The following is a 25,614-nucleotide window of genomic DNA, read 5'->3' as shown; positions in this document are numbered from 1 at the left end:
GCGATATCCGGGCAAACAGTCCTCGGTCGGGGGTACTTCACCCACTCCTGGCGGCAGGACTGTCGGACACACGCTAAAGTGTCTGTCAGGAAGATATTAATTCGAACGGGGCCGCCACCAAACCCCAGGCCGCCCCGCAGTGACGCGAGGGGGTCAGCCATGGGCCGTGGCCGGGCTAAGGCAAAGCAGACCAAGGTTGCACGCGATCTGAAGTACAGCTCCGCTCCGACTGACTTCGCGAGCCTTCAGCGCGAGCTGTCGGGCAGCCCCAACTCCCAATTGGGTGGTGGGGTGCTCTCCGATGAGCACGACGCGGACGAGCCGCCACCCCGCTGGGATGACGGCGACGATCACGACGACTGGCGCCGCTGACTCGGATTCAACGTTTGCAGGGGGAGGTCGTTCGACCTCTCCCTTAATACGTTGTCGACGTGTTAGCGGCGGCATCGACAAAAGGCTCGCGATCGAAGAGAACCGCCGCGCACCGCGCGGCCAGGTTCGCGGCCGCTTTCGGCCATCGCAGCGATAGAACGACTTGGAACAACAAGCCGCCCACACCATCTGGCCGATGGTGTGGGCGGCTTTGCTTTGCTCTAGAACCTCGGGTGGTCGCCGACGAGCGCGGTGCGCGGCGCGTCGGCGTCCTTGGCCTTCTTCACACTGCCGAGCGTCCAGCAGGCGATGTGGCGGGCAGTCAGCACCGCCAGCGCGCGATCGACATCCTCGGGGGCGACCACGGCCACCATGCCGACGCCCATGTTGAACGTCTTCTCCATCTCCGCACGTTCCACCCTGCCGCGCTGGGCGATCATGTGGAACACCGGAGCCGGACTCCACGTGCCTCGATCCAGCTCGGCCACCAGGCCGGGCGGTAGCACCCGTCCGAGGTTCGCGGCCAGGCCACCGCCGGTGACATGCGAGAAGGTGCGCACATCGGTCTCCGCGATCAGCGCGAGGCAGTCCTTGGCGTAGATCTTGGTCGGCTCCAGCAGTTCCTCGCCGAGCGTGCGACCGAACTCCTCGACGTGCCCCGCCAGCGACATCCTGTCGATGTCCAGCAGCACCTTGCGCGCGAGGCTGTAGCCGTTGGAGTGCAGACCGGAGGAACCCATCGCGATCACGACATCGCCGGGACGCACCCGATCGGGGCCGAGCACGGAATCCGCCTCGACCACGCCGACGCCGGTCGCCGAGAGGTCGTAGTCCTCGGGTGCCATCAGGCCGGGATGCTCGGCGGTCTCCCCGCCGAGCAACGCGCACCCGGCCTGCAAGCAGCCTTCGGCGATGCCGGAGACCAACTCGGCGACCTTTTCCGGGTACACCTTGCCGATCGCGATGTAATCCTGCAGGAACAGTGGCTCGGCACCGCACACCACCAGATCGTCGACGACCATCGCGACCAGGTCCAGGCCCAGGGTGTCGTGCTTGTCCATCGCCTGCGCCACCGCGATCTTGGTGCCGACCCCGTCGGTGGACGCGGCGAGCAGCGGCTCACGATAGTGCGATTTCAGTGCGAACAGTCCGGCGAAACCGCCGAGACCGCCTTGGACCTCGGGTCGACTCGCCTTCTTCGCCAATGGCCCGAACAACGCGACGGCGCGGTCACCTGCCTCGATGTCCACGCCTGCCGCGGCGTACGAGGCACCACCACTGGGGGTCTGCTCACTCATTGTCGGGGAAAGCTCCAAACCGAATCGGCGGATAGATGCCAGCTCACGCTACCGGAGCCCGATAACGACGCGGCAGGGGTCTTGGCCACCATCCGGTCTTCAGTCCGCGGCCCCGGTGCTGAACAGTGACGCCGAGGCCGCTCTTCTGCGTCGCTGTTCGGTGGGATCGGGCACGGGAACCGCGGCGACGAGGCGTTGGGTGTATTCCTGCCTCGGGTCGCGCAGGATGCGATCGCGGTCGCCCTGTTCGACCACGCCGCCATTGCGCAGCACCATGATTCGGTCGGCCAGCTGGTCGACGACCGCGAGGTCGTGCGTGATGAACAGGCATGCCCAGCCGCATCCGCGCTGTAGCTGCCCGAGCAGTTCCAGCACCGTCGCCTGCACCGACACGTCGAGCGCACTGGTCGGCTCGTCGGCCACCAGTAGATCGGGGTCGAGCACGAGGGCGCGTGCCAAGCTGGCGCGTTGACGTTGACCGCCCGACAGCTCGTGCGGGTACCTGCGCTCGGTGCCCGACGGCAGCTGCACGTCGTCGAGCATGTGCCGCACCCTGGCCCGGATCTCCGCCGCGCTGCCTCGCTTGTGCACGAGCAAGGGTTCCGCGACGCAATCGCCAACGGTCAGGCGAGGATTCAGCGAAGTGGCTGGGTCTTGGAACACGAACCCGAAGTGCCGTCGGATCGGCCGCAGCTTGCGTTGTGACAGCCCGGCGATGTCCTGACCGAGGACTTTCACCACGCCCGAGGTGGGGCGCTGCAGCGCGGCGACGCAACGCCCGATGGTCGACTTGCCCGAACCTGATTCGCCGACCAGGCCGAGTGTTTCGCCGGGCGCGATGCTCAGGCTGACGGTATCGACCGCGCGAAATGCTGGACGACCGAACGGGCCGGGGAACTCGACCACCAGGTCGGTCACCTCCAGCACCGGCGCCGACTTGTCGGCGCTCGGCTTATCCGCCGATTCCACCGATTCCGCCGCGGCCGCTGTGCGCGGTCCGCGCTTCGCGGTGCCCAGATGCGGTACGGCCGCGAGTAATTCACGGGTGTAGTCCGCCGAGGGGTTCGCGAAGAGTTGGTCTACCGTCGCTTCCTCGACGACCACACCTCGACGCATCACGACCACGCGGTCGGCCAGGTCGGCGACCACACCCATGTTGTGGGTGATCAACACGATCGCGCTGCCGATGCGGTCACGCAGGTCACGCAGCAGTTCCAGAATCTCGGCCTGCACGGTGACATCGAGTGCGGTGGTCGGCTCGTCGGCGATGATGACCTTGGGTTCGCAGGCGATGGCGATGGCGATCACCACGCGCTGCTTCTGCCCACCCGACAGCTGATGCGGGTAGTAGTTCACCCGGTGCTCGGGATCGGGCAGCCCGACGGTGCGCAGCAGTTCCACCGCCTTGGCCTTGGCGTCCTTCTTGCTCATGCCGCTGTGCGCGCGCAGCGCTTCGCCGATCTGGAATCCGACGGTGAACAACGGGTCCAACGCCGATCCCGGCTCCTGGAACACCATCGAGACGTCGCCGCCGCGCAGCGCGGTGAGTTGGCGGTCGGACATGGTGGTGATCGTCTCAGTGCCGAGGGTGACGGTGCCCTGCACGCTGGCCGTAGCCGGGAGCAGACCCATCGCCGTGCGCGAACTCACCGACTTTCCCGACCCCGACTCACCGACGATCGCGAGAACCTCGCCGGGAAACACCTCGTAGGAGACGTCGCTCACCGCGTGCACGGCTCCCGCATCGGTGGCGAAGGTCACCGAAAGCGCGGAGATCGACAGCGCGGGATCGGTGCGCTCGGTCACCGTGGTCGATTCAGCCATTGCCCTCACCCTTCGCGAGATCGCCGGTCCCGGCTTCGGTTTCGGCCGCGGGCTCGCCCACGATCGGCGCTGGCGCCGCACTGTTGGCCGGCGCCTTGACCGACCGCCTGGTGCGCAGGATCGGATTGAACACCTCGTTGAGGCTCTCACCCACCAGCGTCATACCGAGGACGACGAGCACGATCGCGACACCGGGGAACACCCCGGTCCACCAGATGCCGTTGGACACATCCGACAGCGCCTTGTTCAGGTCGTATCCCCATTCGGCCGCCTGCGTCGGCTCGATGCCGAAACCGAGGAAGCCGAGGCCCGCCAGGGTGAGGATCGCCTCCGACCCGTTCAGCGTCACGATCACCGGCAACGACTGGGTGACGTTGGCGAAGATGTGCCGGAACAGGATTCGCACGGTGGACGCGCCCGTCACCCGCGCGGCATCCACGTACGGCTCGTTCTTCACCGCGATCGTCGCGTTGCGCACCACCCGGAAGTACTGCGGCACGAAGACCGCGGTGATCGCCACCGCACCGGACAGGACACCACCGAAGTTGGTGGAGTTACCGCCCGCGACCACGATGGACACCACGATCGCCAGCAGCAGCGTCGGGAACGCGTACATCGCGTCCATGAACAGCACGAGCACGCGGTCCACCCAGCGCCCGAGGTAGCCGGAGACCAGCCCCAGTGGCACACCGATGATCAGGGAGAGCACCAGCGAAACCACGATCACCCACAGTGCGGTGCGCGCACCGAAGATGACCCTGGAGAACACGTCCTCACCGCGCACCGAGGTGCCGAACCAGTGTTGGCCCGAAGGCGCTTGTTGGCGCACGAAATCAGCGCCGTCGGCGGCGGTTTGCGCGAAACCGTAGGGGGCGATCAGCGGTGCGAAGATCGCGACCAGCACGAAGACGGCCACCAGCGTGAGGCCGAAGATCAGCGTCGCGCGTTGCAGTCCCGCGGTCATCGAGAACAACCGGAGGCCCGGTATTCCCTTCCGCGTCGGCACGACGACCGGTGTGGTCGTCGGCTCGGTCAGTATTTCCGGTGCGGTCATCAGAACCTCACCCTCGGGTCGATCAGTGCCACAACGATATCCACCAGAAAACTCATCACCGCGACGATCAATGCCACGAACGCCACGATGCCCTGTACCGCGACGAAGTCACGGGCCGAAAGGTAGGTCGCGAGTTGGTATCCGAGCCCCTTCCACTCGAAGGTGGTTTCGGTGAGCACCGAACCGCCGAGCATCATGGCCAACTGCATGCCCATCACCGTGACGATCGGGATCATCGCGTTGCGGAAGGCGTGCCGACCGGTGACCACCCTGCGCGACAACCCGCGTGCGCGTGCGGCGTCCACGTAGTCGCTGCGCAGCGTCTGGATCAGGTTGATCCGCACCAGCCGCAGGAAGATGCCCGCGGTGAGCAAGCCAAGCGCGATCGCCGGGAGGATGGCGTGTTCGAGCACGTCGAGGATGTATTCGTTGTCGCCGTAGAGGATCGCGTCGATGATCATGATGTTGGTCTTCGGCGAGACGTGCTGTAGCTGAATTTCCACATTCGTGCTCGCCCTGCCCGCCACCGGCAGCCAACCCAGTTGCACCGCGAAGATCAGCTTGAGCAGCAAGCCGACGAAGAATACCGGCGCGGCGTAGGCGAGGATCGCGAACAGGCGCAGGCCGGTATCGGCGAACGAATCGCGGTGGGTCGCGGCGTATCGGCCGAGTGGGATACCCACGACCAGCGCGACGATCAGCGCCCAGAACACCAATTCGAGCGAGGCGGCACCGTAGGTGATCACCACCTCGCTGATTTCCCGATTGTCTTGCGAGCGACCGAAATCGCCGTGCAGCAGCCCGACGAGATAGTCCCAGTACTGGCTGAGGATCGGCCGGTTGAGCCCGGCGGCTTCCTTGCGTTCCTCGATCTCGGCCGGAGTCAGTCGACCGCCGAGCGCCGCACTGATCGGGTCGCCGACGACACGCATCAGGAAGAACACGACGGTGGACAGGATCCAGGCGGTCACCGGGATCAGGAGTATCCGCACGCCGAGATAGCGCAGTAGCGCGAACTGTCGGGAGTCTCGATTTCCCTTGCCGCCCTTGCCCGTCGAGGAAGGATCCGGGCTCTCGGTCTGGGTCGGCGCCGTGAGCTGTTTCGGGGTGGCGCCCTCGGACCCCGTTGTCGCGGAACTCATTTGCTCAGGGTGGTGTAGCGGAATTTGAACGACGAATCGAGCGTGACGCCCTGCACATCCGCATCGGAGACCGCGACCTGTTTGCCGGAAAGCAGCGGGACGATGGGCAGGAAGTTTTGCGCGATAAAGGTTTGTAGCTCGCCGATCTGCTCCAGCCTCTTCTGCTTGTCGGGTTGGGTCGACTCAGCGATCAATCGTGCGTTCACACCGGGGTCCTCGAAGTGCGATTGGAGAAAGTTGTTCGGCCCGAAGAACGGCGACACGTAGTTGTCGGCATCCGGGAAGTCGGGAAACCAGCCGAATTGGTAGAGCGGGTAGGAGTCCTGCGCTCGTTCCTTCTGGTAGGTGACCCATTCGGTGGATTGCAGGTTCACTCGGAACAAGCCGCTACCTTCCAGTTGTGCCTTGATCGCCGCGTACTCCTCGGAGCTGCTCGGGCCGTAGTGGTCCGGGTTGTATTGCAGATTCAGCTCGACCGGGCCTGTCACACCGGCGTCGGCGAGGACCTCGGCGGCTTTCTTCGGATCGGCCGCTGTGCCGTAGATATCGGCAATGGGCGTGGTGGCCCCCGGAATGCCCTCCGGCACAAAGGAATACGCCGGAATATAGGTTTGCTTGTATACGTTCTGGGCCAACGCTTCGCGATCGATCACGGTGCTGACCGCCCTGCGGATCGCCAACTTCTGCTCCGGCGTCGAGCCGGGCATCGTCTTCAGGTTGAACACGATGTAGCGCAGTTCACCGCCGGGACCCTCGTGCACGGTCAGGTTCTTGGCGCCGCGCAGCGACTCGACATCGGTCGGGCTGAACGAGCGATAACCCACATCGAGCGCGCCGTTCTGCAGGTCGAGCTTCATGTTGTCGGTGGTCGCGTAATACTTCGCCGCCACCCGCTGGGTCTTCGGGGTGCCAAGGATGCCCCGGTAGCCCGGGAACGCCTGGTATTCGACGAGCTTGTTCTTGTCGTAGCTCGCGATGGTGTATGGCCCGGAATACCCCTTGGCCGCCACGACGTCCTCGTCGGGCATGATCTTGTCGGCCGGGAAGACCGCCTCGTCCACGATCGGCCCCACCTGCGTCGCGAGCAGCGACGGGAAGGTTTGGTCATTGGCCACCTTCAGGGTGAAGGCGACCGTCCGATCGTTCACCACATCGGTCTTGTCGAGGTTCGCCAAGAGTGAGGCAGGACCGTTCGGGTCGTTGATTCCGAGCATGCGATCCATGGAGAACTTGACGCTCTTCGCGGTGAGCGGATGCCCGTTCGCGAAGGTCAGGCCCGCCTTGAGGGTGCAGCTGTACACCGCGGGCGCGGTGAACTCACACTTCTCGGCGGCATCCGGCTCCACGGTGTCACTGCCGGGGGCGAAGTTCAGCAGGTACGAATAGATCTGCGTCTCGGCGACCAGGGAACCGTTGTCGTAGGCGGCGGCGGGATCGAGCGAGAAGATGCGGTCGGTGGTACCCGCGACAACTCCGATGCGCCCCGCCCCTTCATCGGTGCGGCCGATCCCGCATCCCGCCGATACGGCCGCCAGCACCGCGGCGAGCCCGGCGGCCGCTACCGCACGCTTTCGTCCGCTCGCCGTTCTCGAACCCACCATCTGGCTCCCACTCTCCTCCGCGCGACCCTCCACCTGGATCGCAGGGGCGGTCGCACCATCTTCAACTACCGATCGTCGGACCGTACCGAGGAATCATTTCGTGCACGTTGCATTCTCCGCGAAAAAAATGATGCGAATACCCCAGGTCGCCGGGGGCGCGAGCGCACCGGGCGATGGTTTACCGGTCAAACGACCAATTTGAGTCGACGACGTGATCAAAAATGTCACAGAGACGCCATCTCACGAAGTGAGACATCCATAAAAAGAACCGAGGGAGGGCGCTCGAAGCACCCGCCCTCGGTTGTCCAGATCTCGGCTTTACGGCCTACGCTTTACGGCCTGCTCAGCGCGCTCGCATTCGCGTTCTCACCCAGCAGCACCGACTCCGGCCGACCCGAGAGCATCCCCTCCAGCAGGTTCTTACCGACCGCGGCCTCTGTGGGCAGCGGAATCGGGTACACGCCGTCGAAGCACGCCGCGCACAACCGCGAACTCGGCTGCTCGGTCGCGGCGATCATGCCGTCCACGGAGATGTAGCCGAGCGTGTCCGCGCCGATCGACCGGCGCACACCCTCGATCATGTCGTCGTAGCCGCCCTCGGTGCCAGCACCGTTGGCGACCAACTCCGCGCGCGAGGCGAAATCGATGCCGTAGAAGCACGGCCACCGCACCGGCGGCGACGCGATCCGCACATGGATCTCCAATGCCCCCGCCTCACGCAGCATCCTGATCAACGCGCGCTGGGTATTGCCCCGCACGATCGAGTCGTCGACGACGATCAGCCGCTTGCCGTGAATGACCTCGCGTAAGGGGTTGAGCTTCAACCGAATACCCAGCTGACGAATGGTCTGACTCGGCTGGATGAACGTGCGACCGACATAGGCGTTCTTCATCAACCCCTGCCCGTACGGCACACCGGAACCCTGCGCGTAACCCACTGCGGCAGGCGTCCCCGACTCCGGCACCGGAATCACCAGGTCCGCGTCCACCGGGTGCTCGTCAGCCAATCGGCGTCCGATCTCCACCCTGGTGGTATGCACCGAACGACCGGAAAGGACGCTGTCCGGTCTGGCCAGATACACGTACTCGAAGACACAGCCCTTCGGCTTCGGGTTCGCGAAGCGCATCGAGCGCACACCGTCGGCGTCGATCGCCAACAGTTCGCCGGGCTCGATTTCGCGCACGAACGCCGCACCCACGATGTCCAGTGCCGCGGTCTCGCTGGCAACCACCCAGCCACGGTCCAATCGGCCCAGACACAGCGGACGCACGCCGTGGCGGTCACGCGCGGCATACAGGGTGTGCTCGTCCATGAAGGTGAGGCAGAACCCGCCCTCGAAAGTCGGCAACAGTTCCATCGCCGCCTGCTCGATACTCGAGTCGGTCGCGGCGTGCGCCAGCAGCGCCGTCATCACGTCCGAATCGGTCGTCGCCGTCGGCTGCTGACGGTCACGGGACACCCCGGAGCTGAGCTGCCCGAGATCGCGCGCTTTGCTCGCCAGATCGGCGGTGTTCACAAGATTTCCATTGTGGCCAAGCGCCAAACCGGAACCCACGGCCGTCGTGCGGAACACCGGCTGCGCGTTTTCCCAGGTCACGCCGCCGGTCGTGGAATAGCGACAGTGTCCGATCGCGATATGTCCCTGCATCGCGGCCAAGGTCTGCTCATCGAAAACCTGGCTGACCAAGCCGAGATCCTTGAAGACCAGGATCTGCGACCCGTCGGAAACCGCGATCCCCGCCGCCTCCTGACCGCGATGCTGCAGCGCGTACAAGCCGTAATAGGTGAGCTTGGCCACCTCTTCGCTCGGCGCCCAGACTCCGAACACACCGCACTCTTCACGCGGTTCGTTCTCGTCTTCATCGGGTGCGGCGGAAATGTTGTCGACCGGCAATTCGGCGTTGGTCACCGTTTGCTCCCTGTTCGGGCGGGCTGGGGGGCACCGTTCATTCTACGGGTGCGCGCGGCACCGTGAGCACCACCACGGCACCCCGACGGCAAATCCGACAGTGACCGACGTTGCCACGCAAGGTCGGTAAATCCGGTACGCACAGCTGTTACCGTGCCGATCGTGACGACTAGCGACAGCGCGAATACCGAGCCCACCGGGGCGGATTCCGGTGACCAGGAGACCGGGCCTGCGCGAGGCTCGGCGCGCGAGGTCGCGCCACGCGCGAGCACGGGAGGGCTCATCACCCGGGTGGTGATCTTCCCCATGGTCGTACTCACCGCACTGGCCGCACTGCTGGGCACCATGTATCTCGCCTACGTCGTCGACCCGGAGAAAAACCTGCACGACTTCCCGATCGCCCTGGTCAACCAGGATGTCGGCGACACCATCGGCAATCCGGCCGAGCCGGTGAACTTCGGCAACCAGATCTCCGACGCACTGGCCTCGCGTGTGCCAGCGGACAAGATCGACCTGCGCCGCACCAGCATCAGCGACGCCACTCTCCAGATGCAGTCCGGCAAGATCTACGGCGCCATCATCATCCCCAGCGATTTCAGCAAGCGGCTCGGCATCCTCGGGGCGGGCAGCGTGGTTCCCGGCGATATCGAACGCCCGATCATCACGTTGCAGACCAATCCGCGCACCGGGGCGTTCGCCACCCAGATCGTGCTGCGGATCGGCGACCAGGCACTCACCGAAGTGAACAGGCAGGTTGGCGAGCAACTCACCGATCAAGTGAACGCGCAGCTCGCGCCCGCACCGGGCGGCCCACCCGCACCCGAACTCTCCGGAGCGTCGAGGGTGACACTGTCGGACCCGGTGCAGGTGATCGTGCAGCAATACCGTCCGCTACCCGACGGCACCGGCCAAGGACTCAGCGCGTTCTTCTATGCGCTGCTCCTGCTGCTCATCGGCGTGGTCGGCGCGATGGTCATCCACACCATGATCGACGCCCAATTAGGTTTCATCCCTACCGAATACGGCCCGTGGTATGTGCACTATCCGACCGCGGCGATCTCCCGATTCAACACCCTGCTGATCAAATGGGGCGTCATGGTGGTGACGGCCAATATCGTCTCGGCGGTATTCCTTCTTGTCGGGTACGCGCTGGACATGCCCATCGACCATCCGCTGGCATTGTTCCTCTACAGCGCGCTCGCGATGATCGCGGTCGGCGTCACCGCACTGTCGATGCTCGCGGCGATCGGTACCGCGGGCCTGCTGGCCAACCTGATCTTGTTCGTCATCCTCGGACTACCGTCGTCCGGCGGCACCGTGCCGATCGAGGCGACGCCGGGATACTTCGGCTGGATGGCCGAATTCGAGCCGATGCATCAGGTATTCATGGGTTTGCGCGCCATCATGTACTTCGACGCCAACGGCGACGCTGGACTGACCCGTGGGGTATGGATGGCGTTGCTGGGCTTGGCGATCGGACTGGTCTTCGGCGCCGTCGTCAGTCGGTACTACGACTACAAGGGCTTGCACAGGAAGAACTTCCTCGCGGCCAGCGCACAGGCGTAATTCAGTGGGAAATCGGTTCGGCGTCAGCTCAGCTCGGCGCCGAACCAACCAAGACCATGGCAATTCCACGGCCGATGGATTCACCGCGAGGTCGATAGGGCGGACTCGTTGATTCGGACGCTGTCATCGAATTCAGCGCGGGTTCGAACGCGCGATCGGTAGCCAATGCGACACCTCGCCCGCGCGGCTACCCGACGCGCTCACCGCACCGTCGGCCAACGCGTCGGCGAACCGCAGCCGCCCGGTGGCCAGCAGTAGCCAGGTCCTCGGGTCGGTCTCCACCACGTTCGGCGGCGTCCCCCGCGTATGCCTCGGCCCTTCGATGCACTGCACCGCGACGAACGGGGGAACCCGGACCTCCACGGAATGCCCCGGCGCCGAGGCCGCCAATGTCCGAGCTGTCGCCCGCACCGCCGCGGCGATCTCCTTGCGCGCCGGCTCCCCCACCGACCCGTCACTCAACCACGCACTCACAGCCCCCACCGCCGCCGTCAATTCGACGGCACTCACCGATCCTCGCGCCACCGAGCAGACGCTACCGAAGTGTTGCACCGAGATGCTTACCTGGTTGGCCTATGCGCCCGTCAGAGGCTTGCGGGGACCTCAGGCTGTCGGCCTATCATGATGACAACATTCCCCGCCAAGGCTAGAGCGCAAGCTTCCTCAAACCGGCGGGCTTTTGTTTGCAGCGCTAGTACCCTCACGTGCAGCCCGCAGCTGACGAGGCAACCCGCACCCGAGGGCGGCCGCTCGATCCAGATTGGCCCGGTTTCGCCACGTACTCCCTGCGTACCGAAGCCATCGGCTGCGCTAGGTCGGAGACGAACACGCAGGTAGAAGCGATTTAGTTCAGACCGGCGTAGCTGTGCAGGCCGCTGATCACCATGTTGATGATGAACAAGTTGAACAGCATGGCGACGAAGGCGGCGACATTGATCCAGGCGGCCTTGGTGTCGCGCCAGCCGGAGGTGGCGCGGGCGTGCAGGTAGGCGGCGTAGAGGACCCAGGCGATGAAGGAGCAGGTTTCCTTGGGATCCCAGCCCCAGAAGCGGCCCCAGGCGGCTTCGGCCCAGATCGCGCCGAGGATGACGCCGGCGCCGAAGAGGGGGAAAGCGATGATGGTGGCCTTGTAGGCGAGGCGGTCGAGGGTGCGGGCATCGGGGAGACGACCGGCGAGGGTGCCGAGAACGCCCTTCGATTCCTTGCCGTCGGGCTGACGTACCCGGTACAGGAACAGCAGACTGGCCACACCCGCGAACAGGGCGACACCGCTGCCGGTGCTGACGATCGTCACGTGGATCGGCAGCCAGTACGACTTGAGCGCGGGGACCACGGGGGCGGCGTCGGCGTAGAGGACGGTTCCGGCCAGGAACAACAGCACGAGAATCGGGACGAGCAGGAACACCCAGATCGCTCGGTAGCGCTGTTCACGCAGGAACACCATGCCGAACACCACGGCGGCCGCCGTCGCCATGGTGACGAATTCGTACATGTTGCCGAGCGGGAAACGGTGGGTCGCGAAGCCGCGCAACACGATCGAGGCCACATGCAGTGCCAGCGCCACGACCAGGACGGCGAACGCCGAGTTGCCGACGCGCTCGGCCAGCGGCTTCGCCTTCAGCTCGGCCAGCTTGCCCGGCAGCGCGGGGTCGGCGACCGAATCGCCACCGGCGGACACGAGTTCACGTTCGATCACCTTGCGTGACTGCGTGGTCGCCAACTGCCAGATCAGCATCAACGTCGCGAGCAGGTACACCACGACCCCGGTCTTGAACGCGAAATCACTGAACCTGGCGATGGTTTCGTCGATCGGCATGGTCTACTCTCTCGTGTTCTTCGCGTCGGAGCCCAGTGCGTCGGGCAGCGCGAGCAGGCGTTCACGTAACCGGTCGAATTCGCTGCCCCAACCGGCCTGGTCGGTCCTGGCCAGCCCACCCAGCTCTACTACAGTGCGTCGTTTGCTCAACGTACCCGCCACGTCGTCGGCCGGGTAGACCCGTATCCAGATTCGACGCCGCTTGATCACCAACGAGCCGAGCAGGCCCGCCATCATGATCAGCGCGCTCACCAGTACCCACTGCTGTGCGGGATCATGCGAGACCTGCAAATTCGCGAACTCCTGGGCACCGTCGAAGGTCACCACGGTGCCGTTGGGCAGCGTGGTCGACTCGTTCGGCCGCAGGTTCACCCTGGCCTCCTTGGCCAGTCGACCCTGCTTCACCTGCTCGGTGTCCAACGCGAACAACGACTGCGGCTTACCGGTGTCCAGGCCGGTATCGCCGCGATAGATGTCGACGGCGACGGCGGGATCGTTCATCGCGGGGAACGACGAACTCAGCAGCGTGCCGTGCATGAGCGCGGTCGGCGCGAACAAGCCTTCGATCGCGATCTGGTTCTTACGCCGTTCCGCTTCGGTGGCGTACATCCCGCCCGGCGGGTCGATGCGCAGCACGCCGCTGGACAGGAACGTCGTCACGTCATTGGGTTGCCACTGCACCGATTCGGTGCGGGTCTCGCCATTGGGGAACTTGACGGTGAATGTCGGCGCGTACCCGTGGCCCTGGAGATAGAGCCGGTCGCCGGAGACTCGAAGTGGGTGATTGACCTGGATCGTGGTGTCGCGCCAGGTGTTGTCACGCAGGTCCGCACCCGCCTGGTAGGCGATGTCGGAGGTGAACATCTCGGCCTGGCCGTTCTCGAGGTAATCGGCCTTGAAGTCCTTGACGCGCACACACATCGGCGCCATACCGGTGCCGTCGTTGATATTGCCCGCCTTGAACGAGTCGAACACCGCGGGCGAGGTGGTGCAGAAACCGGGGCCGTCGTCGGCGATCACGATGACCGAACCCTCGTAGCCGAACATCTTGCCGACCGCGATCGCGATCAAGAGCCCTACCAGCGCGAGGTGAAATACCAGGTTGCCGAACTCGCGGGCGTAACCCTTCTCCGCCGAGAGGGTGATCTCCCCATCGCGTTCGCCCTCGCGCACCTCGGCGCGCCACCCACGCAGCTGCGTACGCGCGTGCGCGATCACCTCGTCGGGCGTGCGCTCGACGGTCTCGTTGTGATGATGCGGCAGCCTCGCCAAATTGCGCGGTGCCCGCACCGGCGGGGTGCGCAGCGCACGGAAATGATCGAGGCAGCGCGGCAGGATGCAGCCGACCAGCGAGATGAACAGCAGCACATAGACGGCCGTGAACCAGAAACTGGAGAACACGTCGAACAGTTCGGCCCTGTCCATCAACGGGCCGAGTGTCGGCCGATCGGCGATGTACTGGTCGACCTTCTGCTCGTTGAGGTTGCGCTGGGGCAGCACCGCGCCGGGAATCGCCGCCAGGGCCAGTAGGAACAGCAGCACCAGCGCGGTACGCATATTGGTGAGTCCACGCCAGGTGTTGCGGACGAAGGCCGAGATCCGGCCGGGCAGCGACTGTTTCGGCGGGCGGGCGACGGGCGCGGTGGGTCGGTCGGTCACGGTCATATCGGCAAAGTCACCTCGGAAACGAAACCGTCGCGCACCCAGCCGACGAACTGGTCCCAGATCCCGGTGACCAGTGCGGCGCCGACCGCGACGAGCAGGATTCCCCCGATGATCTGAATGGTTCTGGAATTGCGCCGCAGCCAGCCGACACCGCGCAACGCACTGGCCGACCCGAAGGCCAGGATGACGAACGGCAGTCCGAGCCCGAGACAGTAGGCGACGATCAGCGCGACACCGCGCGCCGCCGTTGTCCCTTCCGTGCCCGCGGACACCGCCATCACGCCCGACAGTGTGGGGCCGAGACACGGTGTCCAACCGAGCGCGAACACCGCGCCGAGCAGCGGAGCGCCGAGAATGCTTGTGAGCTTGCGCGGGTGCATTCTGGTGTCGCGCTGGAGTGCTGGCACCAGGCCGATGAACACCAGGCCCATCAGGATCGTGACCACACCGCCGATTCGTTGCAGCAGTTCACGATTCACATTCAGAGTCTGGATGACGCCGAAGACCGTCGCGGTGGCGAGCACGAAGACGACGGTGAATCCGGCGACGAAGAGTCCCGCGGCGCCCGCGACCCTGGCGCGGGCCGAACCCGAGGCCCATCCCCAACGCGAAGCGCTCGACTTCGTCCCGGCGGAGCTGGTGGCCTCGGCGACGGTCACCGGGGGCGCTTCCGCGCCGACCAGTCCGGCCAGGTACGACAGATAGCCGGGTACCAGGGGAACAACGCACGGCGAGGCGAACGACACCAGTCCGGCGAGCAGGCATGCGCCGAGCCCGAGCAGCAGTGGTCCCGTTGCCGCCGCTTGCTGAAACGAGGTACCGACTTCGGCGAGCACTGTCATACCGAATCCCCTACGCAGCAGGGGATTTCATGATCGATCAGCGGTGTGGACGCACGTCTCACACCGATTCGTCCTCGGCGGCCGTCTCGTCGTCGCGGACGGGTTCGGCGCTACGCGAGAGCACCGGGCGCTCGCGTCCGTCGTTGTCCCACACCGGGTCGAACGAGTCGACATCGAGCAATGCGGCACCGGCGACACTGCGCGGTACCACGGACACTCCGGCCCATCGGTCGTCTACCACCCATGCGCCGCCCACGCGGCGCGCGGCCTGTTTGGGTCGGCAGGCACGAAGCGGGCGGGTGCGGCGGTCGCGGTTCACTGATTTTCCTCCGAAGCGATTCGTTCGACTGTTGGCTGTAGGTCCTCGGCGAGCAACGAGCGCAGAAAAACCGCCGCGACACGATGCTGCCGATCCAGGATCAGGGTGGTGGGGATGACGCTGGTGGGGAAGTTACCGCCCAGCGCGAGCAGGCTGCGCATGGCCGGGTCGTAGAGCGACGGGTAGCCCACCTTGTTGTCGATGACGAAGTCGAGCGCCTTGTCCTTCTTCGCGTCACGCACATTGATGCCGAGGAACCGCACGCCCTTGTCCGCGGTGTCCTCGTGCACCTTCTCCAATGCCGGCGCCTCGGCGCGACACGGTCCGCACCACTGTCCCCAGATATTCAGCACCACCACCGAATCCGGGAAATCGTCGAGCGAAATGGTCTTGCCGTCCTGCTGCAAGGACGGCCCGCTCAGCTCGCCGATGGTGCCGCGCGCGCTCGGCGGATCGTAGAAGATATCGGTCTTGCCGCCCGGCGAGACGAATTCGAACGTCCCCGTGCTGGCCACCGCGTCGGCCCCGGTCGAGCAACTCGCCAGTGTGGCGACCAACGCGAGCGCCGACAGCAACGCCGCGACCGCCCGCCCCGCACGTGACGCGAGGGGCGATATGGCGGTGGCGACGGTGGAAATCATGCGCCGTGTACCGCGGGATCCGAACTGCCCGCAGGCTCGGAGTAGACGATGTCGACCAAGGTATCGCCTTGGTAGACAAGGGAAGTCAACGAAGCGAGCGCGCACTGCCGATTGCGCGGATCGTGCCAGAGCCGCTGCCCCTGCAGGAACCGGCGCAATGTCCACACCGGAAGCTGATGCGACACCAGAACGGCCTCGCGACCCGAAGCCTCCACCCGCGCCTTGTTCACCGCGGCGAGCATTCGGTGCGCGATCTGAAGATACGGCTCACCCCACGACGGAGTGAACGGATCGCGCAGTTTCCACCAGTGCCTCGGCTTACGCAGCGCGCCGTCGCCGACCGAAACCCGCAGGCCCTCGAAGGTATTGCCCGCCTCGATCAGATTCTCATCGATCCGCACGGTGAGGTCGTGGCTCGACGCGATCGGCTCCGCGGTCTCCTGTGCGCGCAGCAGCGGCGAGGCGATCACCAACGCCAGATCGTGCTCGGCCAACGACCGAGCCACGGCACCCGCCTGCGAGCGCCCCGTCACCGACAGGCTGAAACCGGGCAGCCTGCCGTAGAGGATGCCGTTCGGGTTGTGCACCTCACCGTGGCGCAGGACGTGCACGATCGTCTCGACCGGCGCGGTAGCGCTCTCGTGTGCGCGGGGGCGGGTGAAGGTGTCGCCGCCGGTCGCGTTCGCGTCGTCGGTGTCGTCGATGGCCGAGTCGGCGAAGTCCGGTTCCTCGGCGCTGTTCGTGTTCGCTACGGCGGTGTCCGTGGTCGCTGCGGTCTTCCGCGCTTGGGGGGTGGCGGTCGTCTCGTTCTCCCGCGCATTGTCTTCACGTGCGCTGGAACCGCGTTCGGCGGCCGCGGCGAACTGCGCACCGGCATCGACGATGTTCGATGACTCGTCGGGGTCGGAATCCGCCGTCCACGAGTCGGCGTCGTCCGCGCGAGCGGTCTTCGGCTTGGCGGTGGAATCGGCCGCCGCGGCGAACTGATCGCCCGCGTCGATGATCGTGGCCGCTGCCTCGGCTTGCTCGGCACCGGACACGGCCGCGTCGTCGGCGGGCTCCTGCTTACCCGCCGCGGCGGATCGAGCTAGCTCGTCGCGCTTCTCGGCATCGGGCTGATCGGGTTCGGAGCTCACGCGCGGGATCCTTCGGGAGTGGCGGCCGCGGCCGCTTGTGCGGCGGCGGGCAGGGCTGCGGCGATGCGGTCGAACGCGTTCTCGTCCAGCGCCGAGGAAACGAACCACACCTCGAACGGGCTCGGCGGCCCGTACACACCCGCGTCGAGCATGGCATGGAAGAAGTCCGGATAACGCCAGGTCTGACTGGCCTTGGCCGTGGCGAAATCAGTGACGGGACGATCGGCGAAGAACACGCTCACCATATTGCCCGCGAACTGAACCTGATGCTCGACCCCCGCCGCGGTGAGTGCCTCGGAAAAGAGACCGCCGAGCCGCTCGGCATTACGGTCGAGCGCCGCGTACACCGCGTCGTCGGCGACACGGAGCGTGGCCAGGCCCGCCGCGGTGGCTACCGGATTACCCGACAACGTGCCCGCCTGGTACACCGGACCCAACGGCGCCAACGCGCCCATGACCTCGGCGCGACCTCCGAAGGCAGCCGCGGGGAGGCCACCACTCATCACCTTGCCGAAGGTGTACAGATCGCCCGCGACACCCTCGCGCCCGAACCAGCCGGAGCGGCTGACGCGGAAACCGGTCATCACCTCGTCCATGATCAGCAGCGCGCCGTGTTCGGTGGTGAGCTCGCGCAATCCGGCATTGAACCCGGGCAGCGGAGCGACCACGCCCATATTGCCCACCGCGGCCTCGGTGATCACCGCGGCGATCTCGCCCTCGTACGCGGCGAACGCGGCGGCGACGGCGGCGATGTCGTTGTATGGCAGCACAATCGTGTCACCGGCCTGCGCACCGGTAACGCCCGGCGAGGTCGGTAGCCCGAGAGTGGCGACGCCGGAGCCCGCGTCGGCCAGCAGCGCGTCGACGTGGCCGTGGTAGCACCCGGCGAACTTGATGATCTTCGCGCGGCCGGTGTACCCGCGCGCCAACCGCACCGCGCTCATCGTTGCCTCGGTACCGGAGTTCACCAACCGCACCTGATCGACCGGAGCGACCCGCTCGACGATCGCTTCGGCGAGGGCGACCTCGGCCTCGGTCGGCGCACCGAATGACAGGCCGTCGAGCGCGACCCGACGCACCGCGTCGACCACCTCGGGATGCGCGTGCCCGAGGATCATCGGCCCCCACGAGGAGACCAGGTCGACGTAGTCGTTGCCGTCGACATCGATGAGGGTGTATCCCTTGGCGGAGGCGAGGAATCGCGGTGTGCCACCCACCGAAGCGAACGCACGCACCGGTGAGTTGACGCCACCGGGAGTCACCGAGGCTGCCCGGTCGAACAGCTGAGCCGAAACAGGCACCGATGCCGTATTCGCGCGCGGAGAAGAACTCACGGGCACAGTCTCTCAGTCCGGTCGAATCGAGTCGACGACAGGGTGTAGTGGAGTGACCCAGACCGCAACACCAAACCCGTTGTCGCGCCCAACACGCCGAGTCAGGTTCACCCTCAATGCGGTCGCTGCATAATTGCTGATGAGTAGTGTCTGGCGGCATGCATACTGCCATCCTCCGCACGGCCGTAGCAACGGCATTCCTGTCCCTCGCGTTCGGTGCCGCCGCGTTCGGCGCGGGGACCGCCACGGCGGCGGTGCCCGTCGCCGACGTCGACCACGGCCGCGTCGGCCTCCGACTCGATCACGGCGAGACCACCTCCGTCGCGAGCGGGCCGATCCCCGCACTGGTCACCATGGTCGTACCGCTCAACAAGATCGGAGCAGGCCTGCACGAGGACACTGCCATCGTGCGGGACGAGCAGGGCGGCGTGCACGCGTCGCTGCGCGATGTGGTGCTGGAAGCCGCCGATCACCCCGACGGCACGGTGACCGTTTACCTGGATGCCCCCGGCGCGCGCAATGGGCGAGTGCTGGACATTTACCAGAACTGGAACTAGTCGCCGAATCCGACGCGGGGCGAGCCTGGGACGAATCGCTCGGCGCGGGTTACACGGGCACGAATCACGCGGGTCCGGAGGGAATCGCCTCGACGTGAATCACCCGTGCGGATCACCCGATGCGGGTCGGTCGGGTGCGGGTCGGTCGGTCCAGACCAGTCGAGTACAGACCAGTCAGACGCGGACCGGTCAGGTGTAGATGCACGGTGCGTCAGCCGAGATGGTTTGCAGCTGGCACATGAACGTGTTGTACACCGCGTCCCACCCGGTCAGCGGCACGAAGATGGGCGCGTTCGACGCCGCGGGAGAAGCGGCGGTTTCGGCGATCGTCGACGCGGGTTCGGCCAGCGCGGGTGCGGCGGCCAGCGCGATCGCGGACGCCGCCGCGAAGCCGGTACACACGGTCATGACGACTCGGTTCATCGATATCAATCCTTCGAGGTCGTTGTGCTGTCGTTCGAAAAGGCAACGGCCACCACGGTTCACCGCCCGCGCGACCTCTTCCCTCGCGCGCCGACCGTACCGTCTGCCGCGAGCGCGCCGGTCGCGACTAACGGGTACCCGCGCCGACCCCGCGGAGCACCCGAGCAACCGCATCGATCGCGAACAAGCCCGCGAGCACCACCAAGGTCACCGCGAGCAGAATCCAGGAGCCGAGATAACGGGTCGCGACGAATTCCGGCACCCGCCCTGCTGCGGCGAAGGTCGTGTCGGCCAGTGCCCTGTGCCAACTCCACACCGCCGCGCCGACACCGAGCAGCACCACGACGACCTCGACGGCGACCACCGCCACCCACCGCTTCACCGGCCCACTCCGTCCGTGTTCTCGTGGTCGTCCACCGTCGGCTGCGGCAGCGCCGCCGTCAGAGCCGCGCGAAAGCTCTTGTGGTCCTTGGCCCATGCCTGCACCATGCCACCACCGGACAAACGCAGCCCGATGCCGGTGCGTCGACGCGGAACACCCGTCAACTCACCCAACGCGCGGGCCGATTCCCACGCCTCGTCGTCCCACGCCTCCTCGTCACGTGCGGGAAAGATCTCCGCGATCGACGACAGCGGCAAGGATTCGGTGCCCTCGCGCAGGTGCGTCTCGGTGAGCTCGACGCTCACGTGCCTGCGCGCCGCCACCACCTGCAAGGCCACGAACCAGGCGATCAACACACCGCAGAAAATGAGCGCGAACCAATGCGGCGGACTACCCGCCACCAATTCGCCGACCAGAATGAGCCCGCACAAGATCGGCCCGTACGCCACCGTGCGCCAACGACCTCCCGGTTCGGCGAACAGGGCGGTGCACTCGGGCTGCGGATCGCTCACCTCGCGCCTGCCCGAACGCGAGACATCGACCTCAGCGGGGCCGGAATCAGCCGACCAGGCTCGGCAGCAACAGAACGGCCACGGTCAACAATCCGAACAGGATCAGCAGGCTCAATACGGCCAATTCCCGACGAATGCTGTGCGGTTGCTGAATAACCACTCGCATCGCTGCCTCCGATCCCCCGGAGCCGTCTGCCGCGTTCTCCCGCGCGATATGCGCGAACGCCAGGCCGATAACTGCCGGTTCCCGTGTCTGCTGTGACAACCCTCACCATACATGTTCCGGGGCGTTGCACAAACTCGGAGTCCGTTACGTCGACGCTTCTCCACGACGACATCAGGAAAGTCTCGGCGTGTACATAATCTCGGCAAACAGCCTCACCTGGCGCGTGGTCCCGGTGTGAAGTACGCCGTCGACTCGGGCCGGTGCGACAGATACATCGCACCGCACGCGAGCACCGCCTGCACGATCGCAGCCCCACCGGCCACCAATGCCGCGGCGCCGCTCACCGAGTTGATCGCCAGCAGTGCTCCCACCCCCGAAAAGACGAACCACACGCCGAGCACCGTGAGCACCGTGCGTGCCCAGAGTTTGCCGCGAGCGAACTGATGCACGATCACCGCGCCGAGCACGGCGGCCACCAGCCCGAGCAGGACCAGGAACACGTACACCAGCGACACCAGCAATTCGACGCTGGCCATGGTGATCTGCGGATCCCGTTCGGCGGCTTGATCGAAGACTTCCTCGGCGAAGGAGCGCCGTTGCCCGAGCGCACCGAGCACCGAGGCGACCAGCTGCACCACACCGAAAGCGATGGCGCCCCACCACACTTGGCGCGCCGTGCCGACATCGACCGGCATCGGAGGACGACTGTCGTCCGGTCGCTGAGCACCCGGCCGACCGGGTACGTGCGGCGGCCCCGGCTGCCCAGACGCGCCCGACGGTCCATAGGGATTCGCCGGACCAGGCCACCCCGGATGCCCCTGCGGGCCGGTATGTCCGGGCGAACCCGCCTGACGGTACGGACCCGGTTGCTCATACGACGGCGGGTGCCCGTACCGCCCCGCCTGCCCCGGCACGCCCGACTGGCCCGACGACTCCGACCGCCCCTGCGAACCCGGCTGCCCCTGCGTTCCCGACTGGCCCTGCGTTCCCGACTGGCCCTGCGTTCCCGACTGATCCTGCGTTCCCGACTGATCCGGCGACGCCACCCCTGGCTGCTCGTGCTCGGTACGAGACGAATCCGAGCCACGCGACGCCCCCCGCCACTGCGACTCCGCCTGATTCTGCGGCTCCGGCTGATCTGACAACCCCGACGGGTCGGACAACTCCTGCGCTTGCTGCTCACTCTCAGCCTGCGCCGATTCCCGCCACTGATGCTCCGGCCGAACTCGCCGCTCCGGCTGATCCCGCGGTATCGCCTGCCCCTGCTGTTGTGCCTGGCTATGTTGTTCCGCTCGACCCTGCTGCTCGGGATCGCCCGGTGGCTGCTGATTCGTCACGACAGCCAGTGCGAAGCCTCGGTCGCCCAATAGGTGAGTACGAAATCCGCACCCGCCCGGCGAATACCGAGTAGCGACTCGAGGATGGCGCCCCGACGATCGATCCAGCCGCGCTCGGCGGCGGCGGAGATCATCGCGTACTCGCCGGAGATCTGATAGGCGGCGACCGGGACCGTGGACTCGTTGGCGATGTCGCGCAGGATGTCCAGGTACGACATCGCTGGCTTCACCATCACGATGTCGGCGCCCTCGGCGAGGTCGAGTTCCAGTTCGTGCAGCGCTTCGCGCCGATTGGCCGCGTCCTGCTGATACGTGCGCCGATCACCCTGCAGGGACGACCCGACCGCCTCACGGAAGGGCCCGTAGAACGCCGAAGAGTACTTCGCCGTGTAGGCGAGGATCCCGGTGTCGGTGCGTCCCGCCGCGTCCAGCCCCCTGCGCACCGCGCCGACCTGACCGTCCATCATGCCGCTGGTCCCGAGCAGGTCAGCGCCGGAGGCGGCCTGGGCGAGCGCCATCTCGACGTAACGGTGCAGGGTCGCGTCGTTGTCGACGCTGCCGTCCGCGCTCAATACGCCGCAGTGCCCGTGGTCGGTGAACTCGTCGAGGCAGGTATCGGCCATGATCACCGTCGAATCGCCGACCTCCTCGGACAACGCCCGCAAGCCACGATTGAGGATGCCGTCGAGTTCGCTGGCCTGGCTGCCGATGCCGTCCTTGTCCTCGGGACGGGGAACCCCGAACAGCATGAGGCCGCCGACACCGGCGGCCACCGCTTCCACCGCCGCCTTGCGCAGCGAGTCCATCGAATGCTGCGCCACTCCGGGCAGTGAGCTGATCTCCTTGGGCTCGTCCAAGCCGTCGGCGACGAACATCGGCAGCACCAATTGGCGTGGCTCCAGGGAGGTTTCAGCGACGAGTCGGCGCAGCGCGGGCGTGCGGCGCAGCCGCCTCGGGCGGTCCATTCCGGTCATATTCGCACCATACGCCCGGTTCGGTCGCCCGCCGACGAGCACCCGAGACGGCCGAACACGCGGCGCGGACGCCGCCGCTGCCTCGACGACCGCGCGAGCTGGGAATTCGTCAAGCACGTCGGAAAACTCGTCGTCGCGCTCGTACCGACGGCCGCTGTCGAGGGGCTTGGCACACCGTTAATTCGGTACCCGCGTGGGTCAAATCACACCCGAGCGAGGGCACGCGGGCGCATACTCCGAAAACAGGGCAATTCCTGGGGGCAGCATGATCGACCCGAATCCCGACCTGCCGTCGGCCGCGACCTTCCCGGCCGACCGTTTCATCGAGTCGTCGTCCGGCGATCCACCTCCACCGGGCCCCACCGGGGCCGCCCTTTCGCCCGTCGACCGCCGTTTGGCTGAACTCTTCGCCGCCGACCCTCGATCCACCGATCTCGCGCTGGCCACCGCCGCTGATTTCGAGTCGTGGGCGGCCGTGCTACTCGGGGATTGGTGGCCGACGCTCACCGGCGGCCTTACGCCACCGCCGACCACTCTGCGGACCTGGCGCGCACTCGATGACACCGCGCAGATCTTCTCGGTCGAATTCGTGGTGCGCGCACCCGCCACAGTCGATGTTTTCGCCACCGCCGCGGCCAGCTTCGACCGGCTCGGCCTGCGCCGCGACGAGCGCGAATGGTCGCAGAGCCGGGGCCGACATCTGGTGGGCAGCAGCGCCGAGGCCACCGCGCACCTGCGCTACTCGCCCGCGACGGGCACGGTCTTCCTACGCCTGCACAGCGCGCGGTGTCGACTGTCGGCGGAAGCCGGTCGCCGATTGTGTCGAAGACCCGAGGCAACACTCCCCTTCCCCGACACCACGCGCGGCCCGCTCGATATCCGGGTCGCCCGCAACAGCGCGCGCCACCTGCTCGCCACCCACAGCGCCCACCTCACGACCCCCGCAGATCCCCTCCAGCTCGGCCCACCCGACCACGTAGTCGACATCGGCTGGGCCTACCTGTTCCCGTGGTCGACCGTCTCCTGGTACCGCGAGGGCGCCCGCCCTCTACTGGCTCCCGGAGCTCGCGGCCCGATCGTCGTCGTCAAGGACTCCGGCCACACCTGGCAACTGGAAAGCCTCAGCAGCTACCACGCCCAGTTGGTCGCCTACGCCCTCGATTACGACTATCCCGAACTCACCCACCATCCGGACTAGCACCGCGAACACGGCCAACCGACCCCGGCTGACAAACCGTCTCTCCGCCGGAGCGCTTGTTACTCGACAACACCCGCCCGACCCCGGCACCACTCAGCTACGGCGGCCCACTACTCGCGTCATCGGCGGGGTTGGGTGTAGTCGGTCCACCGATACCCGTCGAACCATCGAACAAGCGTGGGATTCGCGTTGTCGGGATACCAACCCGGTGCCATCGCGTTCGGGGGTGGATACCCCGGCCGAGGGTTCGAACGGGGCTTCGAGATGAGGAACACGACTCCTACGCCGACCGCGAGGAGTACCAACAGGGTCAGGAGAAAAAGGGTGTGGCCGATGCTGAGTGCTCCCATTCGACCAGTATCCACCGGGCCGCAACCCTGCTTGTTATTCGATTGACCCACAACGGATCAGTTGCCACCATCCGAGCATGAGCATCGAGCAACCGGCCGCGCTCGCGCCTGGAGTTGCGCCGCCGCCACGAATCGATCTGGGCGCTTTGCTGCTACGTCGTTGGCAGCCAGAGGATCTGGCCGCGCGGCTCGAAGCGGTCAACGCTTCGTTCGACCACCTCCATCCGTGGATGGACTGGCTCGCCGAACCCATGACGCTGGAGCGGCGGCGCGCCTGCGACGAAGCGGAGGCAGCACGTTGGCCGAGCCAGGACGGCAGCTGTAACTACGGCATTTTCGATGTCGAAGGTGCCGTCCTCGGCGCGATCGGGATCCATGACCGGGTGGCTCCCCGCACAGTGGAAATCGGATACTGGTGCCATATCGCGCACACCGGCCGAGGAGTGATCACCCGTAGTGCGGCCGCGTTGACGCGAATCGCCTTGGCCCTACCCGGTATCGACCACGTCGAGATTCACTGCGACGAGGCCAACACGCGCAGCGCGGCGATAGCCCGCCGACTCGGGTATCGACTCGACCGTGTCGAACCACGCGCGATCCGTGCTCCCGCGGAGTCCGGTCGAGGCATGTTCTGGGTCAAAGACAACGAGGCGTGAACGAGCGAATCCGGCGCCGTGCCAGCTCGGCCGAGCACCGGAATCTATCGGTGGCCACGGGTACAATCGAAGGTATGTTCGAAGGGGTTGCCGACCCCGAGTTTTCCAGGAAGACGTTTCCAGGAAGACATAGCTCTCCGGGAGGGACGCCGAAATGCCAACGCCCAAGCCCACTCTCATCGATCACCCCTACACCCCGCTGGCCAAGCGCCCACTACCAGCGGGCCGCCCCCGCTCCTGGTACGTCCTGCACAACCGCAAACTCAAGGCCATGCGCCTGACCATCGCCCTGCTCGACTCCGGCACCTACGCCCCGAGCTACGCGACCAACACCCGAATCCGCCGAACAGCGGAGGCCATCGGTGTGAACCCACCCTCCAAGGCCACCTGCGCCCTGGTCCGCACCATGCTCCGCAAGCGCCACTAACCCCAACAACCCAAGATCACCAGGACCCACCGGTGCAACCACACGGCTGAAACCGACCCTTGTCCTGGTGATCTTGTGTATGCACACGCCCCGAGCGCCCGGTGCAACCCCT

Annotated in this window: 27 protein-coding genes; 6 read left to right on the top strand and 21 right to left on the bottom strand. The window is 66.2% G+C overall.

What is annotated here, in order from left to right; translation table 11 throughout:
• The first annotated feature begins 159 nt into the window (after window positions 1–159).
• Window positions 160–372 carry a DUF3073 domain-containing protein gene (locus ABEA50_RS26495; RefSeq protein ID WP_345498842.1) on the top strand — a complete coding sequence of 71 codons (213 nt, stop codon included), beginning with the start codon at window positions 160–162 and terminating at the stop codon, window positions 370–372.
• 221 nt (window positions 373–593) lie between these two features.
• Here ABEA50_RS26495 and purM read toward each other — a convergent pair whose 3' ends face one another.
• The 6 genes from purM to purF form a co-directional block, all read right to left on the bottom strand.
• Complete coding sequence (gene purM / locus ABEA50_RS26490; protein WP_345498840.1) at window positions 594–1,670, bottom strand: phosphoribosylformylglycinamidine cyclo-ligase; 1,077 nt, start codon at window positions 1,668–1,670, stop codon at window positions 594–596.
• A 99-nt stretch (window positions 1,671–1,769) separates the two neighbouring features.
• Entirely contained in the window at window positions 1,770–3,494 is a 1,725-nt protein-coding gene (locus tag ABEA50_RS26485) for an ABC transporter ATP-binding protein (RefSeq protein WP_345498839.1), read from the bottom strand.
• Window positions 3,487–4,458 carry an ABC transporter permease gene (locus ABEA50_RS26480; protein ID WP_345499192.1) on the bottom strand — a complete coding sequence of 324 codons (972 nt, stop codon included), beginning with the start codon at window positions 4,456–4,458 and terminating at the stop codon, window positions 3,487–3,489. Before ABEA50_RS26480 ends, ABEA50_RS26485 begins: the two co-directional genes overlap by 8 nt.
• Window positions 4,459–4,547: 89 nt before the next feature.
• Window positions 4,548–5,690 carry an ABC transporter permease gene (locus ABEA50_RS26475; RefSeq protein WP_345498837.1) on the bottom strand — a complete coding sequence of 381 codons (1,143 nt, stop codon included), beginning with the start codon at window positions 5,688–5,690 and terminating at the stop codon, window positions 4,548–4,550.
• Window positions 5,687–7,198, bottom strand: a complete 1,512-nt coding sequence (locus ABEA50_RS26470; protein WP_425577727.1) for an ABC transporter substrate-binding protein — start codon at window positions 7,196–7,198, stop codon at window positions 5,687–5,689. Before ABEA50_RS26470 ends, ABEA50_RS26475 begins: the two co-directional genes overlap by 4 nt.
• Window positions 7,199–7,623: 425 nt before the next feature.
• Window positions 7,624–9,201 carry an amidophosphoribosyltransferase gene (gene purF, locus ABEA50_RS26465; RefSeq protein WP_345498835.1) on the bottom strand — a complete coding sequence of 526 codons (1,578 nt, stop codon included), beginning with the start codon at window positions 9,199–9,201 and terminating at the stop codon, window positions 7,624–7,626.
• 306 nt (window positions 9,202–9,507) lie between these two features.
• Between purF and ABEA50_RS26460 the strand changes: the two genes are divergently transcribed.
• Window positions 9,508–10,767, top strand: coding sequence for a YhgE/Pip domain-containing protein (locus tag ABEA50_RS26460; RefSeq protein WP_425577726.1), 1,260 nt, complete (start codon window positions 9,508–9,510; stop codon window positions 10,765–10,767).
• Window positions 10,768–10,899: 132 nt separating this feature from the next.
• On the opposite strand, the gene ABEA50_RS26455 is transcribed toward ABEA50_RS26460, so the two are convergent.
• The 8 genes from ABEA50_RS26455 to hemL all read right to left on the bottom strand — a co-directional run bounded on the left by ABEA50_RS26455 (window position 10,900) and on the right by hemL (window position 18,520).
• Window positions 10,900–11,292, bottom strand: a complete 393-nt coding sequence (locus ABEA50_RS26455) for a sterol carrier family protein (RefSeq protein WP_425577721.1) — start codon at window positions 11,290–11,292, stop codon at window positions 10,900–10,902.
• A gap of 319 nt (window positions 11,293–11,611) precedes the next feature.
• Window positions 11,612–12,583, bottom strand: coding sequence for a c-type cytochrome biogenesis protein CcsB (gene ccsB, locus ABEA50_RS26450; RefSeq protein ID WP_345498831.1), 972 nt, complete (start codon window positions 12,581–12,583; stop codon window positions 11,612–11,614).
• Between the two features lie 3 nt (window positions 12,584–12,586).
• A complete protein-coding gene (gene resB / locus ABEA50_RS26445) occupies window positions 12,587–14,248 on the bottom strand; it encodes a cytochrome c biogenesis protein ResB (protein ID WP_345498830.1) in 1,662 nt (553 codons plus the stop codon).
• Window positions 14,245–15,090: a cytochrome c biogenesis CcdA family protein gene (locus ABEA50_RS26440; protein ID WP_345498829.1), complete on the bottom strand. Its 846-nt coding sequence runs from the start codon at window positions 15,088–15,090 to the stop codon at window positions 14,245–14,247. Before ABEA50_RS26440 ends, resB begins: the two co-directional genes overlap by 4 nt.
• Window positions 15,091–15,148: 58 nt before the next feature.
• Window positions 15,149–15,301, bottom strand: coding sequence for a hypothetical protein (locus ABEA50_RS26435; RefSeq protein ID WP_345498827.1), 153 nt, complete (start codon window positions 15,299–15,301; stop codon window positions 15,149–15,151).
• A 104-nt stretch (window positions 15,302–15,405) separates the two neighbouring features.
• On the bottom strand, window positions 15,406–16,050 hold the full coding sequence (locus tag ABEA50_RS26430; RefSeq protein ID WP_345498826.1) for a TlpA disulfide reductase family protein: 645 nt from the start codon (window positions 16,048–16,050) through the stop codon (window positions 15,406–15,408).
• Window positions 16,047–16,664: a histidine phosphatase family protein gene (locus tag ABEA50_RS26425; RefSeq protein ID WP_345499190.1), complete on the bottom strand. Its 618-nt coding sequence runs from the start codon at window positions 16,662–16,664 to the stop codon at window positions 16,047–16,049. The genes ABEA50_RS26430 and ABEA50_RS26425 overlap by 4 nt, the downstream gene beginning before the upstream one ends.
• A 518-nt stretch (window positions 16,665–17,182) precedes the next feature.
• Window positions 17,183–18,520, bottom strand: a complete 1,338-nt coding sequence (gene hemL, locus ABEA50_RS26420; protein ID WP_345498825.1) for a glutamate-1-semialdehyde 2,1-aminomutase — start codon at window positions 18,518–18,520, stop codon at window positions 17,183–17,185.
• A gap of 158 nt (window positions 18,521–18,678) precedes the next feature.
• Here hemL and ABEA50_RS26415 point away from each other — a divergent pair, with 158 nt between their 5' ends.
• Window positions 18,679–19,077 (top strand): hypothetical protein, encoded by a 399-nt coding sequence (locus ABEA50_RS26415; RefSeq protein WP_345498824.1) that lies wholly within the window; start codon window positions 18,679–18,681, stop codon window positions 19,075–19,077.
• Between the two features lie 189 nt (window positions 19,078–19,266).
• On the opposite strand, the gene ABEA50_RS26410 is transcribed toward ABEA50_RS26415, so the two are convergent.
• The 6 genes from ABEA50_RS26410 to hemB form a co-directional block, all read right to left on the bottom strand.
• The gene (locus tag ABEA50_RS26410; protein ID WP_345498823.1) at window positions 19,267–19,500 is read right to left on the bottom strand and encodes a hypothetical protein; all 234 of its coding nucleotides are present in this window, start codon (window positions 19,498–19,500) and stop codon (window positions 19,267–19,269) included.
• A gap of 127 nt (window positions 19,501–19,627) precedes the next feature.
• A complete protein-coding gene (locus ABEA50_RS26405) occupies window positions 19,628–19,882 on the bottom strand; it encodes a hypothetical protein (RefSeq protein WP_345498822.1) in 255 nt (84 codons plus the stop codon).
• Entirely contained in the window at window positions 19,879–20,394 is a 516-nt protein-coding gene (locus tag ABEA50_RS26400) for a hypothetical protein (protein ID WP_345498821.1), read from the bottom strand. The genes ABEA50_RS26405 and ABEA50_RS26400 overlap by 4 nt, the downstream gene beginning before the upstream one ends.
• A gap of 46 nt (window positions 20,395–20,440) precedes the next feature.
• Complete coding sequence (locus tag ABEA50_RS26395; protein WP_345498820.1) at window positions 20,441–20,659, bottom strand: hypothetical protein; 219 nt, start codon at window positions 20,657–20,659, stop codon at window positions 20,441–20,443.
• A 113-nt stretch (window positions 20,660–20,772) separates the two neighbouring features.
• Entirely contained in the window at window positions 20,773–21,255 is a 483-nt protein-coding gene (locus tag ABEA50_RS26390) for a hypothetical protein (RefSeq protein WP_345498819.1), read from the bottom strand.
• Between the two features lie 638 nt (window positions 21,256–21,893).
• Window positions 21,894–22,871, bottom strand: a complete 978-nt coding sequence (gene hemB / locus ABEA50_RS26385) for a porphobilinogen synthase (RefSeq protein WP_345498818.1) — start codon at window positions 22,869–22,871, stop codon at window positions 21,894–21,896.
• Window positions 22,872–23,136: 265 nt separating this feature from the next.
• On the opposite strand from hemB, the gene ABEA50_RS26380 reads away from it, so the two are divergent.
• Window positions 23,137–24,069: a hypothetical protein gene (locus tag ABEA50_RS26380; protein ID WP_345498816.1), complete on the top strand. Its 933-nt coding sequence runs from the start codon at window positions 23,137–23,139 to the stop codon at window positions 24,067–24,069.
• 119 nt (window positions 24,070–24,188) lie between these two features.
• Here the strand turns inward: ABEA50_RS26380 and ABEA50_RS26375 are convergent, their stop codons facing one another.
• Window positions 24,189–24,419 carry a DUF2510 domain-containing protein gene (locus ABEA50_RS26375; protein ID WP_345498814.1) on the bottom strand — a complete coding sequence of 77 codons (231 nt, stop codon included), beginning with the start codon at window positions 24,417–24,419 and terminating at the stop codon, window positions 24,189–24,191.
• A 77-nt stretch (window positions 24,420–24,496) separates the two neighbouring features.
• Between ABEA50_RS26375 and ABEA50_RS26370 the strand changes: the two genes are divergently transcribed.
• Window positions 24,497–25,075 (top strand): GNAT family N-acetyltransferase, encoded by a 579-nt coding sequence (locus ABEA50_RS26370; RefSeq protein ID WP_345498813.1) that lies wholly within the window; start codon window positions 24,497–24,499, stop codon window positions 25,073–25,075.
• A gap of 154 nt (window positions 25,076–25,229) precedes the next feature.
• Window positions 25,230–25,502 (top strand): hypothetical protein, encoded by a 273-nt coding sequence (locus tag ABEA50_RS26365; RefSeq protein ID WP_345498812.1) that lies wholly within the window; start codon window positions 25,230–25,232, stop codon window positions 25,500–25,502.
• Window positions 25,503–25,614: the final 112 nt, after the last annotated feature.

This window comes from Nocardia callitridis (genome assembly GCF_039543305.1).
GTDB classification, from domain to species: Bacteria; Actinomycetota; Actinomycetes; order Mycobacteriales; family Mycobacteriaceae; genus Nocardia; species Nocardia callitridis.
This window is presented reverse-complemented; position numbering and strand designations above follow the sequence as displayed.

Excerpts from the sequence above, each read along its gene's own strand:
- ABEA50_RS26495 (WP_345498842.1), top strand. The coding sequence starts at position 160 with ATGGGCCGTGGCCGGGCTAAGGCAAAGCAGACCAAGGTTGCACGCGAT.
- purM (WP_345498840.1), bottom strand. The coding sequence starts at position 1,670 with ATGAGTGAGCAGACCCCCAGTGGTGGTGCCTCGTACGCCGCGGCAGGC.
- ABEA50_RS26485 (WP_345498839.1), bottom strand. The coding sequence starts at position 3,494 with ATGGCTGAATCGACCACGGTGACCGAGCGCACCGATCCCGCGCTGTCG.
- ABEA50_RS26480 (WP_345499192.1), bottom strand. The coding sequence starts at position 4,458 with ATGACCGCGGGACTGCAACGCGCGACGCTGATCTTCGGCCTCACGCTG.
- ABEA50_RS26475 (WP_345498837.1), bottom strand. The coding sequence starts at position 5,690 with ATGAGTTCCGCGACAACGGGGTCCGAGGGCGCCACCCCGAAACAGCTC.
- ABEA50_RS26460 (WP_425577726.1), top strand. The coding sequence starts at position 9,508 with ATGGTCGTACTCACCGCACTGGCCGCACTGCTGGGCACCATGTATCTC.
- ccsB (WP_345498831.1), bottom strand. The coding sequence starts at position 12,583 with ATGCCGATCGACGAAACCATCGCCAGGTTCAGTGATTTCGCGTTCAAG.
- resB (WP_345498830.1), bottom strand. The coding sequence starts at position 14,248 with ATGACCGTGACCGACCGACCCACCGCGCCCGTCGCCCGCCCGCCGAAA.
- ABEA50_RS26440 (WP_345498829.1), bottom strand. The coding sequence starts at position 15,090 with ATGACAGTGCTCGCCGAAGTCGGTACCTCGTTTCAGCAAGCGGCGGCA.
- ABEA50_RS26430 (WP_345498826.1), bottom strand. The coding sequence starts at position 16,050 with ATGATTTCCACCGTCGCCACCGCCATATCGCCCCTCGCGTCACGTGCG.
- ABEA50_RS26415 (WP_345498824.1), top strand. The coding sequence starts at position 18,679 with ATGCATACTGCCATCCTCCGCACGGCCGTAGCAACGGCATTCCTGTCC.
- ABEA50_RS26410 (WP_345498823.1), bottom strand. The coding sequence starts at position 19,500 with ATGAACCGAGTCGTCATGACCGTGTGTACCGGCTTCGCGGCGGCGTCC.
- ABEA50_RS26390 (WP_345498819.1), bottom strand. The coding sequence starts at position 21,255 with ATGCCGGTCGATGTCGGCACGGCGCGCCAAGTGTGGTGGGGCGCCATC.
- hemB (WP_345498818.1), bottom strand. The coding sequence starts at position 22,871 with ATGACCGGAATGGACCGCCCGAGGCGGCTGCGCCGCACGCCCGCGCTG.
- ABEA50_RS26380 (WP_345498816.1), top strand. The coding sequence starts at position 23,137 with ATGATCGACCCGAATCCCGACCTGCCGTCGGCCGCGACCTTCCCGGCC.
- ABEA50_RS26375 (WP_345498814.1), bottom strand. The coding sequence starts at position 24,419 with ATGGGAGCACTCAGCATCGGCCACACCCTTTTTCTCCTGACCCTGTTG.
- ABEA50_RS26370 (WP_345498813.1), top strand. The coding sequence starts at position 24,497 with ATGAGCATCGAGCAACCGGCCGCGCTCGCGCCTGGAGTTGCGCCGCCG.
- ABEA50_RS26365 (WP_345498812.1), top strand. The coding sequence starts at position 25,230 with ATGCCAACGCCCAAGCCCACTCTCATCGATCACCCCTACACCCCGCTG.